The sequence below is a fragment of the Exiguobacterium sp. s161 genome (assembly GCF_018619045.1).
In the GTDB taxonomy this organism is placed as follows: domain Bacteria; phylum Bacillota; class Bacilli; order Exiguobacteriales; family Exiguobacteriaceae; genus Exiguobacterium_A; species Exiguobacterium_A indicum.
The window spans coordinates 903,451-918,356 of sequence record NZ_JACSNH010000001.1 but is presented as its reverse complement, the minus strand read 5'-3'; the positions used below and the strand labels follow the sequence as shown (position 1 = coordinate 918,356).

14 protein-coding genes are annotated in these 14,906 nt (G+C 49.9%); 1 reads left to right on the top strand and 13 read right to left on the bottom strand.

The genetic code is table 11. From position 1 onward, the window contains the following. Positions 1-81: 81 nt before the first annotated feature. The 4 genes from ffh to smc all read right to left on the bottom strand — a co-directional run bounded on the left by ffh (position 82) and on the right by smc (position 6,447). Positions 82-1,431, bottom strand: coding sequence for a signal recognition particle protein (gene ffh / locus KNQ14_RS04440; protein WP_214859778.1), 1,350 nt, complete (start codon positions 1,429-1,431; stop codon positions 82-84). Positions 1,432-1,443: 12 nt separating this feature from the next. Then, on the bottom strand, positions 1,444-1,764 hold the full coding sequence (locus tag KNQ14_RS04435; protein ID WP_023468743.1) for a putative DNA-binding protein: 321 nt from the start codon (positions 1,762-1,764) through the stop codon (positions 1,444-1,446). Positions 1,765-1,863: 99 nt separating this feature from the next. Beyond that, the gene (gene ftsY / locus KNQ14_RS04430; RefSeq protein ID WP_023468744.1) at positions 1,864-2,868 is read right to left on the bottom strand and encodes a signal recognition particle-docking protein FtsY; all 1,005 of its coding nucleotides are present in this window, start codon (positions 2,866-2,868) and stop codon (positions 1,864-1,866) included. 45 nt (positions 2,869-2,913) lie between these two features. Beyond that, a complete protein-coding gene (gene smc, locus KNQ14_RS04425; protein WP_214859777.1) occupies positions 2,914-6,447 on the bottom strand; it encodes a chromosome segregation protein SMC in 3,534 nt (1,177 codons plus the stop codon). Positions 6,448-6,573: 126 nt separating this feature from the next. Between smc and KNQ14_RS04420 the strand changes: the two genes are divergently transcribed. Further along, a complete protein-coding gene (locus KNQ14_RS04420; protein WP_023468746.1) occupies positions 6,574-6,774 on the top strand; it encodes a DUF1128 family protein in 201 nt (66 codons plus the stop codon). Positions 6,775-6,844: 70 nt separating this feature from the next. Here KNQ14_RS04420 and rnc read toward each other — a convergent pair whose 3' ends face one another. The 9 genes from rnc to sdaAB form a co-directional block, all read right to left on the bottom strand. Beyond that, positions 6,845-7,615, bottom strand: a complete 771-nt coding sequence (gene rnc / locus KNQ14_RS04415; RefSeq protein WP_023468747.1) for a ribonuclease III — start codon at positions 7,613-7,615, stop codon at positions 6,845-6,847. Positions 7,616-7,671: 56 nt separating this feature from the next. Continuing rightward, complete coding sequence (gene acpP, locus KNQ14_RS04410) at positions 7,672-7,911, bottom strand: acyl carrier protein (protein ID WP_029342095.1); 240 nt, start codon at positions 7,909-7,911, stop codon at positions 7,672-7,674. 70 nt (positions 7,912-7,981) lie between these two features. Continuing rightward, entirely contained in the window at positions 7,982-8,713 is a 732-nt protein-coding gene (gene fabG, locus KNQ14_RS04405; protein WP_214859768.1) for a 3-oxoacyl-[acyl-carrier-protein] reductase, read from the bottom strand. Beyond that, positions 8,710-9,630, bottom strand: a complete 921-nt coding sequence (fabD, locus tag KNQ14_RS04400; protein WP_035396761.1) for an ACP S-malonyltransferase — start codon at positions 9,628-9,630, stop codon at positions 8,710-8,712. Before fabD ends, fabG begins: the two co-directional genes overlap by 4 nt. Before the next feature lie 16 nt (positions 9,631-9,646). Continuing rightward, on the bottom strand, positions 9,647-10,642 hold the full coding sequence (gene plsX / locus KNQ14_RS04395) for a phosphate acyltransferase PlsX (RefSeq protein WP_195864762.1): 996 nt from the start codon (positions 10,640-10,642) through the stop codon (positions 9,647-9,649). Next, positions 10,639-11,208 carry a transcription factor FapR gene (gene fapR, locus KNQ14_RS04390; protein WP_023468752.1) on the bottom strand — a complete coding sequence of 190 codons (570 nt, stop codon included), beginning with the start codon at positions 11,206-11,208 and terminating at the stop codon, positions 10,639-10,641. Before fapR ends, plsX begins: the two co-directional genes overlap by 4 nt. Positions 11,209-11,293: 85 nt before the next feature. Beyond that, positions 11,294-13,324 (bottom strand): ATP-dependent DNA helicase RecG, encoded by a 2,031-nt coding sequence (gene recG, locus KNQ14_RS04385; protein ID WP_214859767.1) that lies wholly within the window; start codon positions 13,322-13,324, stop codon positions 11,294-11,296. After that, positions 13,308-14,204, bottom strand: a complete 897-nt coding sequence (gene sdaAA, locus KNQ14_RS04380; protein ID WP_023468754.1) for an L-serine ammonia-lyase, iron-sulfur-dependent, subunit alpha — start codon at positions 14,202-14,204, stop codon at positions 13,308-13,310. The genes recG and sdaAA overlap by 17 nt, the downstream gene beginning before the upstream one ends. Positions 14,205-14,208: 4 nt before the next feature. Then, on the bottom strand, positions 14,209-14,871 hold the full coding sequence (sdaAB, locus tag KNQ14_RS04375) for an L-serine ammonia-lyase, iron-sulfur-dependent subunit beta (RefSeq protein WP_023468755.1): 663 nt from the start codon (positions 14,869-14,871) through the stop codon (positions 14,209-14,211). Between the last annotated feature and the right edge of the window lie 35 nt (positions 14,872-14,906).

Below are 14,906 nucleotides of genomic sequence, written 5' to 3'. Positions count from 1 at the left end.
CCAAATAATAAATGATTTTTTCGTTTAGTCAAATTGACAACTTCATTAGTATACAACGTTACAGCAAAAGAGAAAAGACTTTTAAAAGAATGGAAGGCCAAAGCCTTTCTTTTTCCCTTTGCCCATCTGTCCGGAAAATTGTTTCATCATTTTCCGCATATCTTCGAACTGTTTAATGAGGCGGTTGACTTCTTGGATACTGCGTCCGCTACCACGGGCAATCCGCTTCCGACGGCTCGCATTCAAGATTTCAGGTTCAGTCCGCTCTCGTTTCGTCATCGATTGGATGATCGCTTCGACATACACGAGTTGCTTCTCATCGATTTGGGCGTTTTTCAACCCCTTCATCTTCCCTTTACCTGCCCCAGGGATCATTCCCAACAGTTCGTCGAGTGGACCCATCTGTTTCACTTGCTGCAACTGCTCGATGAAATCATCGAATGTAAACGATGCATCGCGCATTTTGCTTTCTAACTCTTTGGCACGCGTAGCGTCCATTTGTGACTCTGCTTTTTCAATCAGTGTCAGCATGTCTCCCATGCCTAGAATCCGTGACGCCATCCGCTCGGGATAGAATGGTTCGATGGCATCGAGCTTCTCTCCAAGACCGACGAACTTAATCGGTGCTCCGGTGACTGCCTTGATGGAGAGTGCTGCACCACCTCGCGTATCTCCGTCGAGCTTCGTCAGAACGACTCCCGTTACGCCAAGCTTCTCATTGAAGCTCTCTGCGACGTTGACGGCATCCTGACCCGTCATCGAATCGACGACAAGGAAGATTTCATGCGGTTTGGCGATCTCCTTAACATCAACGAGTTCCTGCATCAGTTCCTCATCGACGTGTAAGCGACCTGCCGTATCGATCAACACGATATCGTGATGATGCTCTTTTGCATAATCGAGTGCACCGGTAACGATTTCTTGTGGACTAACCTGATCTCCCATCGAGAAGACCGGTAACTCCAATTGTTTTCCGAGTGTCTCTAATTGTTTGATTGCTGCCGGACGATAAATATCCGCCGCAACAAGCAAAGGACTACGATTATGTTTTTTACGTAAATGATTGGCAAGTTTACCCGTTGTCGTTGTTTTACCTGCCCCTTGCAGACCCGTCATCATGATGACGGTCGGAGGACGGTTCGCAAGCGTCAATGGTGACACTTCTGCACCCATCAGATTCGTCAATTCATCGTGGACGATTTTGACGACTTGTTGTCCTGGCGTCAAAGACGTCATGACATCCTGTCCGACGGCGCGTTTCTTTACATCATTTACGAATTGTTTGACGACCTTGAAGTTGACGTCGGCTTCGAGTAGCGCTAAGCGAACTTCGCGCATCATCTCTTTGACGTCTGCTTCAGAAATCTTACCTTTACCTCGCATTTTAGCGAGACTGGCTTGAAGCCGTTCCGATAATCCTTCGAATGCCATTAAGAATGCCTCCTACTCTAATTGCTCCAATGTCTCAATGATCACTAGGGCTTCACCCGGAAGGTCGCATTGCTTCAGCTGATCGAGTAACTGCTTTCGCCGTTCGTGTTTCTTGAACAGCGATAGTCGTTCTTCATACTGCTCGAGCATGGCTTCCGTGCGTTTTATGTTGTCGTAGACTGCTTGTCGGCTGACTTCAAACTCATCGGCGATCTCACCTAAGGAAAAGTCATCTAAGTAATAGAGTGACATGTAATTCCGTTGTTTTGGCGTCAAAAGCTCCTGATAAAAGTCAATCAGATAATTCATCCGGTTCGTTTTATCAAGTGTCATTCGAGCACCTCCGCAATGTTAAGTGAAATTCCTTTACAGATAGTATAGTACAGCCCTCACAGTGTGTTGTCAAGTTTTTTTCTTTACATGAAACGTCGCTTATTCCGCGCTTTCTTCCGTGTCGACGTTTTCTTTTTCTTCAAAGACATCGCCGAACAGTCCATATACGAATTGTTCTGCGTCAAATGGTTGTAAATCATCGATTTTTTCACCGAGACCCACGAACTTCACCGGTAGATTCAGCTCGTTCTTGATCGCAAGAACAATCCCACCTTTTGCTGTGCCGTCAAGTTTCGTTAAAACGATTCCGCTAACGTTCGTCGCTTGTTTGAAGGCTTTTGCCTGCACCATCGCGTTTTGCCCTGTTGTTGCGTCAAGTGCTAGTAACACTTCATGGGGTGCGCCTGGAATCTCACGTTCAATGACGCGTTTGACCTTTTCGAGCTCGTTCATCAAATTGACCTTGTTTTGTAGGCGTCCTGCCGTATCACAAATCAGGACGTCGACCTTACGTGCTTTCGCTGCTTGGACGGCGTCATAAACGACAGCAGCCGGATCGGAGCCTTCGCCTTGACGAATGACCGGTACACCGGAGCGTTCGCCCCAGACTTGCAGTTGATCGATCGCACCAGCCCGGAACGTATCTCCCGCTGCTAACATGACGCTCTTACCTTCTTGTTTTAATCGGTTCGCAAGTTTCCCGATCGTTGTCGTCTTACCGACCCCGTTGACACCAACGAAGAGGATGACATTCAGCTCATGATCAAGATCAAGGGCTGTCTCTTCTTCTTCGACTAACATGTTCGCGACGACTTCAACGAGGACATCCCGGACTTGTTTTGGATCCTTGACGTTACGTCGTTTGACTTCTGTCTTTAATTCTTCGACCAAATCCATCGTCGTCGTCACACCGACGTCTGCTTGGATCAACACTTCTTCTAACTCTTCAAAAAAGTCTTCATCGACTTCACGGAAGCGGTAGACGAGATCATTGACGGCACTCGCTAATCCGTCGCGTGTCTTCGTCAAGCCTTCCGTAAATTTAGTCGTGACTTCTTGTGTCGAAGTCGTCAAGCGGTCTTTCAGTTTTTTAAAGAAACTCATCGTTTAATCTCCTTTGGTTCTTCACTTAATGTACGTCGTGCCTCTTCATGTACGTCGTGCCTCTTCTAGTTTAACGGATAACACTTCAGATATCCCGTTTTGCTGCATCGTGACGCCGTAAAGGACATCTGCCGCCTCCATCGTTCCTTTCCGATGGGTGATGATGACGAACTGTGTCTCGCGTGCTAGCTGATGGACGAACTCGCCGAATCGCGCGACGTTCGCTTCGTCAAGCGCCGCCTCGACCTCATCGAGGACACAGAACGGGACAGGACGTGTCTTTAGAATCGCAAATAATAAGGCGATTGCTGTCAAGGCACGCTCTCCACCGGACAAGAGCGACAAATTCTGCAGCTTCTTACCAGGCGGTTTGGCAACGATATCAATTCCACTCGTCAACAGATCACTCGGGTCAACGAGGACTAGATCGGCTTCACCGCCCCCGAATAACTCGCGGAATGTTTCCCGGAAGTGTTCTCGGACAGCATCATACGTTTGACGGAACAATCGAATGACTTCTCGGTCCATCTCTTCGATGACGCCATAGAGATCGGTTTTAGCAGCGACGAGATCATCCCGTTGCGCGGATAGGAACGTAAACCGTTCATCGACCTCTGCGAATTCCTCAATCGCACCGATGTTGACGATGCCGATTTCTTCGAGTTGGCGTTTGAGCAGATGAATTTCCTCTTTTGCCTCTTCATACGATAGATCAAGTGGTGCAATCAGTTCGAGCAGTAATCCCATCTCTTCCAGCATTTCTTGTCTTGTCTCAAGACGCGTGCTCGTTTTCCCTTGCGAGAGTCGTAGCTGCTCGAGTGCCTGTTTCGTCGTTTGTTGATCGTCCTTCGTCTTCGCTTCGCGGATCCGGATCAAGCGCAGGGATTCTGCTTGTACTTGAATCCGTTGCCCGATCGCGACGAGTTCGGTCTCGACCCGTTGTTGTTCCTGTTCCTGTTCGCGCTGTTCCGCATGCAAGGCATCGATTTTCGCTTCGTCGAATCCTTCGAGGACATGACGCAAGTCACGGCGTTTATGACCACGTTCAAGCTTTGCGTGACTGACCTGTTCCGTCAGGCGTTCGATCTCTTGCGAAAGTTGCGCTTGTTTCATTTGAATCGTCCGCTCTTCGAGAACTGCTTCTGCTTGTTCCTTCTTCAGTTCGTCCATCGTGACGGCACCACGGGCTTGCGCATCCTTAAGACGATCTAAGGCTTGTCTGAGCTCCGTTTGACGCTCCGTCCATTTTGCGATCTCGACTTCCGACGTCTCGATGATCTGACGTGCTTCCTGTTCTTGTTCGAGTACACGTGCCATCTGTCGATCTTCAACCGACAATTCAGACGTCATGACAGCGAGATGACGGTTCGCATCTGCTAACGTATCGCGCGATTGTTCGAGTTGCCCTTGTAATGTTTGAATCGTTTCTGTCCGTGTCCGAGCCGTAGCATCAAGAGTCTGGATCGCCGCTCTCAGATCTTCCAAGCGGCGCATCTGCTCCCGAATGACCGCTTGTCCACGCGTCAGTCCCTCTTTTAACTCGTCAAGTTCGCGCGATTGACTGAACAATGGTGTGCCTTTTTTCCGACTTCCGCCGGTCATCGTACCGCCGACGTTGACGACATCTCCTTCGAGCGTGACGAGACGATAGCGATGTCCCGTCGAACGGGCGATTTGGTTCGCCTGTTCAAGTGACTCGACGACGAGTGTCGTACCGAGCAAGTTCATCTTTAATTTCGTCAACGTCTCGTCTGTCGTCACGAGATCACTTGCAATCCCGACGAACCCAGACATTCCACCGACTTGTTCTCGTACTGAACGATTGACTTCGCGTGCTTGGAGTGAGGCGAGCGGCATGAACGTTGCTCGACCGGCATTTAATCGCCGAAGCTCCTGGATCAGACGACGTCCTGTCGCATCGGTATCAACGACGATGTTTTGCATCGACCCACCAAGCGCTGTCTCGATTGCCGCTTCAAACCGCGCCGGAACCGAAATCAACTCCGCGACCGCTCCGTGGATACCTGGGTGCTGATCTCGTTGTTTTAAAATCGTCTTCACGGCACCGAAATAACCGCTATAGTCGGCTTTGACGGATTCAAGGAATTCAATCCGGTCTTCCGTCTTATGCCGACGTCGCTCTAAATCCGCAACGGACTGTTCGACTTGTCGTAACGCATGTTGTTGTTCATTTCGTGCTGCAAGTGCCGTCGTCTCTTCTTCCGTTGCTTGGTCCAACTTCGTCCGGATCGAAGCGACTTCCGCCTCTAGACGAGCGACGTCTTCCTCGAGTTGACGACGCGTCGATTGTTTCGTACCGCTGTCCGCCGTAAATGAACGTTGTTGTTCTTCTGCCTGCATGAGATCTTGCTTCGCCCGATTATAGGCATTATTCGTCGCAGCTAATCGACTCGCCACTTCAAAGGCTTCCGAACGTAATACTTCGGCTTCCTTATCAAAATCACGATCGGTTTGTGTCAGCGCTTGATCGGCTCTTTCCCGTTCAGCCGTGATCCGTTTTGCTTCCTGATCGACTTCTGCTTGGCGTTCCTGTAAAGAGGTCAGTTCGAGTTCCAGTTCCTTGACGCGTTCTTCGACGACGGCAACCTCTTGTTCGAGTCGCTCTTTCGTCTCGGTCCCGTGTTTTTCACGCTCTTTCGCTAGGTTAAGGGCACCTTGGATCTCAACAAGTCGCGTCGAGACATGTCGAAGTTGCTCCTGCAACGCGTTTTCTTGTTGTCGTTCTTCTTCGAGCGTCGATTCTTGATTCTCTCGGGACAAGACGGTCTCTTCGTAAGTCGTCTTTTGAGACGCAAGGCGTTCTTCACATTGTGCGATGTCACGCGCTAGTGTTTCGAGCTCCGTCTGATACGTCGTGATTTCATGCGCCAAGATACCACGTTCGAGGACATCATGCCGTTCTCGAGCGACGAGATACTCTTTCGCGAGCGCCGCTTGTTCACGTAACGGCTCGATTCGTCCGCCAAGTTCATATAAAATATCATCGACACGCGATAGATTCGCTTCCGTATCACTTAATTTCCGCTCGGCTTGCTTCTTGCGATGACGATACTTCAAGACGCCTGCTGCTTCCTCGATGACAGCACGGCGTTCTTCCGGTTTACCGGAGATGACTTGTTCAACTCGCCCTTGTCCGATGATTGCAAAAGCATCACGCGACAAGCCTGTGTCCATGAACAGATCAAGGACATCCTTCAGGCGACATGGTTTTTTATTTAAAAAATAATCGCTGTCTCCGTTGCGGCTGACACGCCGCGTGACACTGATTTCCTGATACGGCAACGCAACCGTTCCCGACTCGTTGTCTAAGACGAGCGTCACCTCGGCAAATTGTTTCCGGTGTTCAGACAGACTGCCGGCAAAAATGACGTCTTCCATCTTCGCCCCGCGCAGTGACTTCGCAGATTGTTCTCCGAGCACCCAACGGACAGCGTCCGATATATTTGATTTCCCACTTCCGTTCGGTCCGACGACTGCCGTGACACCCGGAAGGAATTCTAATTCAGTTCGACTGGCAAATGATTTGAAGCCATTGATTTCAATTCGTTTTAAGTACATCTTGATCACCCGTATGTTTAAATTTCTTTTGAATTTCTTTCAGTTTACCATAGCCGAAACGCTAGCAACATGATAGGTTTTAAGGTAGTATCACGCGAAACAAGAAGAAGAGGAGCGAATAACACGATGACGATTGAACAAATGATTGAAGCAATCTTAGATAAATTGAACATCATCAACAAAGGGGTCATTAAAGCAGAACAGTTCGATGGCTCAAAAAACGAGGACTTAAAAGAGATTTATGAGTTCGTCATGATGCGCGACTCGTTATCACTTGCAGAGGTCGATGCGATCGTCGACGAACTGAAATCCCTCAAGACTGTCTAATCAAGCGAACTTCAGACGATAAAGGCCGATCATCTCTCACGCGTTTGAGAGATGGTCGGCCTTTTGTTGCTTAAAACTGTTTCTTTAATTCAAGTAAGGCTTGTTTTGCCGCCTGTTGTTCTGCCTCTTTTTTCGAACGACCCGTTCCAATCCCTTCGAGCTCATCCGCGACTTGGACACGCGAGATGAATTCCCGACTATGCGCCGGACCGCGCTCCTCGATGATTTCATACTCGATGACACCTAAGCCGACACGTTGAATCGCTTCCTGTAATTGACTCTTGAAATCTGTCTGTTCTTCAAAAAATCCTGTCGCCACTTTCGGAAAAACCGCTTCGGCGAGGAATCGTTCGGCTGCTTCGATGCCTTGGTCAAGATACAAGGCGCCAATGAAGGATTCGAAGACATCCGCAAGTAAGGCTGGACGATTCCGACCACCGGTCAGTTCTTCCCCCTTACCTAACAGAATCATATCGGAAAACTGATAGTGATTCGCAAATTGGACGAGTGACGGTTCACAGACGATTGCCGCTCGCAATTTCGTTAATTCCCCCTCGGAACGTTCCGGGTAGTGTTCGAATAGATAGCGTGACACCGTCAACTCTAAGACCGCGTCCCCTAAAAATTCTAGGCGTTCGTTATCCCCTTCAGACTCGCGTTGTTCATTGACGAACGAAGAGTGCGTGAAGGCTTGTTTTAATAGCTCGACATTAGAAAACGTGATATTCAGGCGCTCTTGTAACGCTTCGAATTTCTGCTCGATTTGAGCGAGCGTCCGAGCATCCTTGCGTCGTTTTACATAGGGTCCTTTTCGGACACGACGTCCTTTTTGATTCGTCATAGTTCCTCCTAAACAGCTAAAGCCCACCGCAAATTGCGGTGGGTCAGCTTCAATGATCAGACTTGTGTTTCGATGTAGTTGACGACATCGCCGACAGTCTTCAAGTTTTCTGCTTGCTCATCTTCGATCGTGATTTCGAACTTGTCTTCTAAGTCCATGACGAGTTCCATGACTTCGAGAGAGTCAGCACCGAGGTCGTCTTTGAACGATTTATCAAGTGTGATTTCACTTTGTTCTTTTCCTAATTTTTCTGCGATTGCTTCTTGTACGTCTACTAAGATTTGTTCTTTTGTCATTTTAAAATCCCTCCATGAGTTGAGTATATAAGATGATTGCCGATTTGGCAAAGTACTACCGTTAGTTGTGTTACATCGTCATGCCGCCATCGACGGCAAGAGTTTGTCCTGTGATGTATCGCGCTTCATCTGAAGCAATGAAACTGACGAGTGAAGCGATATCGTCGGTTTGACCGAAGCGTTTCAACGGAATTTGCCCGAGTGACAGGTTCCGCTGTTCTTCTGTCAATTCGTCCGTCATGTCCGTCTCGATGAATCCTGGACAGATGGCATTGACTGTGACGCCTTTACTAGCGAGTTCACGTGCGACGGATTTCGTCAGCCCGATCAGACCCGCTTTCGCTGCGACATAGTTCGCTTGCCCTGGATTTCCGGAAATACCGACGACTGATGCGATGTTGATGATACGACCGCTTGTTTTTAACAACGGACGTGTCGCGGCTTGCGTGACGAGAAACGCCCCTTTCAGGTTCGTATCGATGACAGCATCGAAATCCGCTTCCTTCATGCGCATCAGCAAACCATCACGCGTGATGCCGGCATTATTGACGACACAATCCAGTTGACCGAATTCGTCGATCGTCTGTTTGATCATCTGTTTGACAGCATCTGCTTCAGCGACATTCGCTTGAATCGCGAGTGCCTCTCCGCCTGCTTCCTTGATTTCACGGACGACAGCTTCCGCCTTGTCCGTGCTTCCTGCATAGTTGACGACGACACGGAAACCATCTGTTGCCAATCGCTTCGCGATGGCAGCTCCGATGCCGCGTGACGCGCCAGTGACGAGTGCTACTTTACTCAACGAATTCCCTCCGCTTCCAATTGCTCAAGTGTCGTGATGCTGATGATCTTCGCATCTTTTTTGATTCGTTTCACGAGACCGCTCAACGGAGATGATGGACCGAACTCGATGAATGTATCCGCACCTTCTTCGATCAGACGCTCAACGCATGATTCGAATCGAACCGGTGAGTAGAGCTGCTGAACGAGCAAACGAATCAATTCGTCTGGTTGATCGTGGAACGCACTGTCGACGTTCGAGATGAATTTCGTCTTCGCCGCTTCAAACGGTGACGAGACGAGAATGTCTTCGAATCGTGGTGCGAATGGTGTCATGAGTGACGAATGGAACGCACCTGAGACATCAAGCGGTAAGACACGTTTTGCTCCGAGCTCTTTTAACTTCGCTGTAGCGGATTCGACCGCTGCGATTTGTCCGGAGATGACGAATTGCCCAGGACAGTTGTAGTTGGCGATTTGAACGATTTCTCCCGTCGCCGCAATCGATTCGACCGCGTGATGGGCTGCCTCGACATCATTCATGCCGATGACCGCCGCCATCGTTCCACCCGTGACTTGATTCATGAGTTTTCCGCGTTCGCGGACGAGATAGACGGCTTCAGACGGTGTGATGACAGAAGCTGCGACGAGCGCGCTATATTCTCCAACACTGTGTCCGAGTACGAAATCAGGTGTATGTCCTTGTGCTGCGTACTGCTGTGCGAGTAATGCACTGTGTGCGACGATGGCTGGTTGAGCGATGTCCGTCGCTTTCAATTCATCCTTCGTCCCTGTCGTCATCAGCGTCGTCAGATCCAGACCAATTCGCGTTCCGAGGTCAGCGAGTGCTTGGCGTGTCTCGTCTTGCGTGATGAGCGTCTGTCCCATTCCAGGGGTTTGTGACCCTTGTCCCGGAAACATCCAAACTGTTTTCCCCATCTTGTCTCACTCCTTCTTAACGTGCTTCTGTTGCCTTCGCTTGAACGATTTTGGCAACGACTTCTTGTTCGACCATCTTCTCAGCTTGAACGAGCGCTCGGCTGAAGGCGTAGGCATTACTTGAACCATGCGCCTTAATGACCGGAGCCGCTATGCCGAATAGTCCGGCACCGCCATATTCTTCATAAGCGAGCAACTGCTTCATTTTTTTCAACTTCGGTTTCAGTACGAGAGCGGCTAGCTTTGATGTCCAAGAGCTCATGAATTGTTCTTTCATGACACCCATGATCATACTGGCAGCCCCTTCTGTACTCTTAAGTAACGTATTGCCGGCAAAACCTTCCGTGACGATGACATCGACGTCACCGCTCATCGCTTCTCTCGCCTCGACGTTCCCAACGAAATGAATCGGTGCTGTCTCAAGTAGCGGATACGTTTCCTTCGTCAGTGCATTCCCTTTACCGGCTTCTGATCCGATATTCAGGAGTCCGACTTTTGGACGTGTGATGCCGCGAACTTGTTCTGCGTAGACAGACCCCATGATGGCATAATCGAGCAAATGCTCTGCCTTCGCATCCGGGTTGGCGCCAACATCTAAGATGACGACACCTTTCCCATTACGTGTCGGGAAAGTCGGGGCCAGTGCAGGACGGTCAACTCCTTCGATTCGACCGATGACGAACAATCCGGCAGTCATGAGCGCTCCCGTGTTGCCTGCTGAAATCAAGGCATCTGCCTCTCCTGATTTCACCAGGTTTGCAGCCACAACGAGTGAGCTATCTTTCTTGCGGCGAATCGCACGTACCGGTTCATCTTCTCCGGTGATGACGGATGCCGCGTGGACGATCGTCACGCGCGGATCCTCGATTGAGTATGAGCGTAATTTCAACTCATCTCCGACTAGTCGGATATCGATGTTTTCGTTTGGACGTTCTGCCAAATAGGCAACGACCCCTTCTACGATGGCACGGGGTGCGTGGTCGCCCCCCATAGCGTCAACTGCTAAAATCATTTCGATTCCTCCTTACTACTTCGATACACCGTGAACTCACCGATGAAGACACATTCTTCACCGACATAACTCTCCACCGTGATGTCAGAACGACCATCTTGACGATGGGAACTGACGAATGCCTTCGCAACGACGCGCTCTCCGACGTGAACGGAGCGTGTGAACTGAACGTTCGCACGTGTCGTCAACGCGAGTTCATCGTCGATGAGCGCAATCGCAAGCGAGTTTGCCTGCGCGAACAAAATATGTCCGCGGGCGATCGCATTCCGACTAAACGCATGTTCCGGCAAAATCTCAAGGATCGAGATCGCAGATGTATCGAGTTTCAGGTCAATCATATCACCAATGACTTCATTTTCAGTCAACGTACGCACATCATCCAGCCGTTCGGTCGCGACGTGTTTAATTCGCTCCCGTAATTCCGGAATCTTTAATTCCATCCGGTCGAGACGAATCGTCTGGATACTGACACGGAATCGTGTCGCCAGCGCTTCATCCGTGATGAACGGATTTTGCTCGATCGTCTGTAATAATTCTTGTTGTCTCTCTTTTTTAGGTACCCGCATGTATGTTCCTCCCACAAGAAGGATGACCACTATTATTACCTGGTACTAACAGTAGTATATATCCCTTGTTGTTCACTTTCAAGTATTATTCGATTCTTTCTCCTTCAAGTAGCCCTTGTCGTTCGATATAGTCACGCAAGACATCGTATTCCGGCGCTTGCCAAAAGGCGTCCGATCGCAGTAAGCGGACTGCATCTTGTCGCGCAGTTTCCATGACTTGTATATCAAGCGCCGGATCGGTCAAGACGAAGCGCGGTAATCCACTTTGTTCGGTACCGAAGAAATTTCCGGCTCCGCGCAGTTTTAAATCCTTTTCCGCTAGCTTGAAGCCATCGTTCGTCTCCGTCATCGTCTTGATCCGTTCTTTTCCCGTATCGGAAGAGGGATCGGCGATTAGAATACAGTAAGACTGGGCATCGCCTCGACCGACGCGTCCTCTTAATTGGTGTAATTGCGCAAGACCGAAGCGTTCTGCATCATGAATGACGATGATCGATGCATTCGGAACGTTCACACCGACCTCGACGACCGTCGTCGAAACAAGGATTTGAACGGTATTCTCCTTGAATGCCTGCATGACCTCGTCTTTTTCTGAAGAAGTCAAGCGCCCATGCATCAAACCGACATGATAGGGCTTGAACCGCTCAGTCAATGTCGCATGTAATTCGATCGCATTTTGAACTTCGAGTGATTCGGATTCCTCGATCAATGGCGTGATGACGTAGGCTTGTCGACCTTGCGACAATTCTTTCTCGACGAACCCGAAAACGCGTTCCATCTGTTGCGGTTTCGCCCAGTAGGTCTCGATTTCCTTTCGTCCCGCCGGCATCTCATCGATGATCGAAACATCCATATCTCCAAAGACCGATATCGCAAGCGTACGCGGAATCGGTGTCGCTGTCATATATAATACATCTGCCTGTTCAGCTTTCGCACGCAATCGTTTCCGTTGTTCGACACCGAAGCGATGTTGTTCATCGGTGATGACGAGGTGTAATGCCTTGAACTGGACGGTGTCTTGAATCAGCGCATGTGTTCCGACCAAGACGTCGATTTCTCCTGTTGCGAGGGCTTTGAGCAAGTGCGCGCGCGCTTTTCCTTTAACTGAACTCGTCAGTAGACCGACCCGAATCCCAAGTGGTTCAAGCAATGGGGCGAGCGACGCTGCATGCTGTTCCGCTAAAATTTCGGTCGGCACCATTAAGGCGCCTTGTCTTCCGGCACGAACCGTCGCGAACAAGGCGATGGCTGCGATGACGGTCTTCCCGCTTCCGACATCTCCTTGCAACAACCGATTCATTCGTTCGCCGCGACCGATGTCGTCTAGGATTTCTTTTGTCACACGTTGCTGGGCACCTGTCAGCGGAAACGGTAGGCTCTGGATGAAATTGGCGATATCCGTTTCATGAAGGGGAAGAGCAATCCCTTGACCTTTCCGTCGCCCAAGACGTAACGCCTGTAATTTCAGTTGGAAATAGAGGCACTCTTCGTAGACATAACTGCGACGAGCAGCCGTTAACTCTTGTCGATTCGTTGGGAAATGAAGCGACTTTAACATCGTCATCCGGTCTTGTAACCGATATGTCTTCCTGATACTATCCGGGATCCGTTCAGCTAATGCCTCAGTCTCCTTGAACGCCAAGTCGACGACGCGTCGGAACGTTTTCATCCGCATGTCACCCCGTAGCGAGTAGACCGGTGTCAATTCGCCTTCGATTGCCCCGAATTGCAATTCCGTCGCAGAGATCGTCATCCGGTGTAAGTCCCACTTGCCACTGACCGTCACTTCTGCCCCAAGTTGCAATTGGTCTTTGTAGAATGCTCGGTTGAACATCGTTACGGTCACACTATACCGTTCTTCAACGAGCAGACGGAACGTTAAACGATTCTTTCCTTTTCCGTAATAGCGCACAAGTGGTTCAGATTGGACTTGACCCGTGAACTTGACTTTATCCTCATGGATTGCTTCCGTTAGACTTCCCGTCACGAAGTCGTCATAACGAAACGGGACGTGCTCGAGCACGTCCGCAACGGTGAAAATATTCATCTCTTCTAGTTTTTTCGCCAAATCCCGTCCGACACCTTTTAATGTCTTGACGTCACGTGATGGATTCATTCGATAACTCTCCGAAGATTTTTGCTTCGAGCCAGCGACCAGTCGGCGTATTCGCGAGTCCACCTTTTGCTGTCTCGCGAAGCGCAGACGGCATCATCTGACCAATCTCATGCATGGCTGAGATGACTTCATCACATGGAATCCGTGACGTGATTCCAGCGAGTGCCATGTCGGCAGCTACAACAGCATTCGCCCCACCCATCGCATTGCGTTTCACGCATGGCACTTCGACGAGTCCTGCAACAGGATCACAGACGAGTCCGAGCATGTTCTTCAGCGCGATCGCAAAAGCATGCGCTGACTGATCCGGTGTTCCGCCCGCCATCTCAACGATGGCAGCAGCTGCCATCGCTGTTGCCGAACCGACTTCTGCTTGACAGCCACCAGCCGCTCCGGAAATCGATGCATTGTTCGCGACGACGAAACCGAACGCACCGGATGTGAACAAGAAGCGTAACATCTGCTCACGCGTTGGGTTTAACCGATCTTTGACAGCAAATAGTGTACCTGGTACGACGCCGGCACTCCCTGCCGTTGGTGTCGCACAAATTTTTCCCATCGCAGCATTGACTTCATTCGTTCCGATTGCCTTACTAACGGCGTCCAGTAATAAATCACCGGATAATCCTTTACCTGAAGCACGGTACCGTTGAAGCAAGACAGCATCCCCACCGGTCAGTCCTGTCACCGACTGGACACCGTCACCATCAAGTGAACGAGCGACTGCTTCTTCCATCACTTGCAGGTTTCGTTCCATCATCGCATAGACTTCATCTCGCTCTAAATGACGAACCGTCATCTCTTGCTCGATCATGACTTCCGAAATCGGAATATTTCGTTCCGTCGCGATGGCGACGAGTTCTTTTACGGATTTAAACATGTCTTCACTCTCCCATCATGACGGCACGCTCGACTTGAGGTAACCGATCGATTTCTTCCAACACTTCTGCCGTTATCCGGTCATCAATCTCAATTGCCATAAGTGCTTGTTTTCCTTTTTCATGCCGTGACACTTCCATATGCCCGATATTGATTTCGTAATCAGCCAAAATGCTCGTCACGGCTGCGATCGCACCAAAACGGTCATGGTGTAAGACGACGAGTGCCGGTCCCCCACCGGACAAACGAAGCGGTACACCATTTAATTCCGTGATTTCAATCGTTCCCCCACCAATTGAAATACCAACCAATTCAAACTCTTCTACTCCATTCGTCAAATGGACACGAGCCGTATTCGGATGATCCGTCAACGCCTCACTCGTCTCGAAATGAATCTCAATCCCTTTCGACTTCGCGATATCGATCGATTGTGGAATCCGGTCGTCAAACGTATCGTATCCGAGAACACCGCCGATGATGGCGACATCCGTTCCATGTCCACGATACGTATCCGCGAATGAACCGTAAAACGTGATGTGGATGACAGTAGGCGTTTCCCCGAATAATTTACCCGCCATCAATCCAATCCGTGCAGCCCCTGCTGTATGCGAGCTCGATGGACCAACCATGACTGGTCCGATGATGTCAAAGACGCTACGATATTTCATTTCTTTTCCCCTCTCTATGAAACAAACGAAATCCC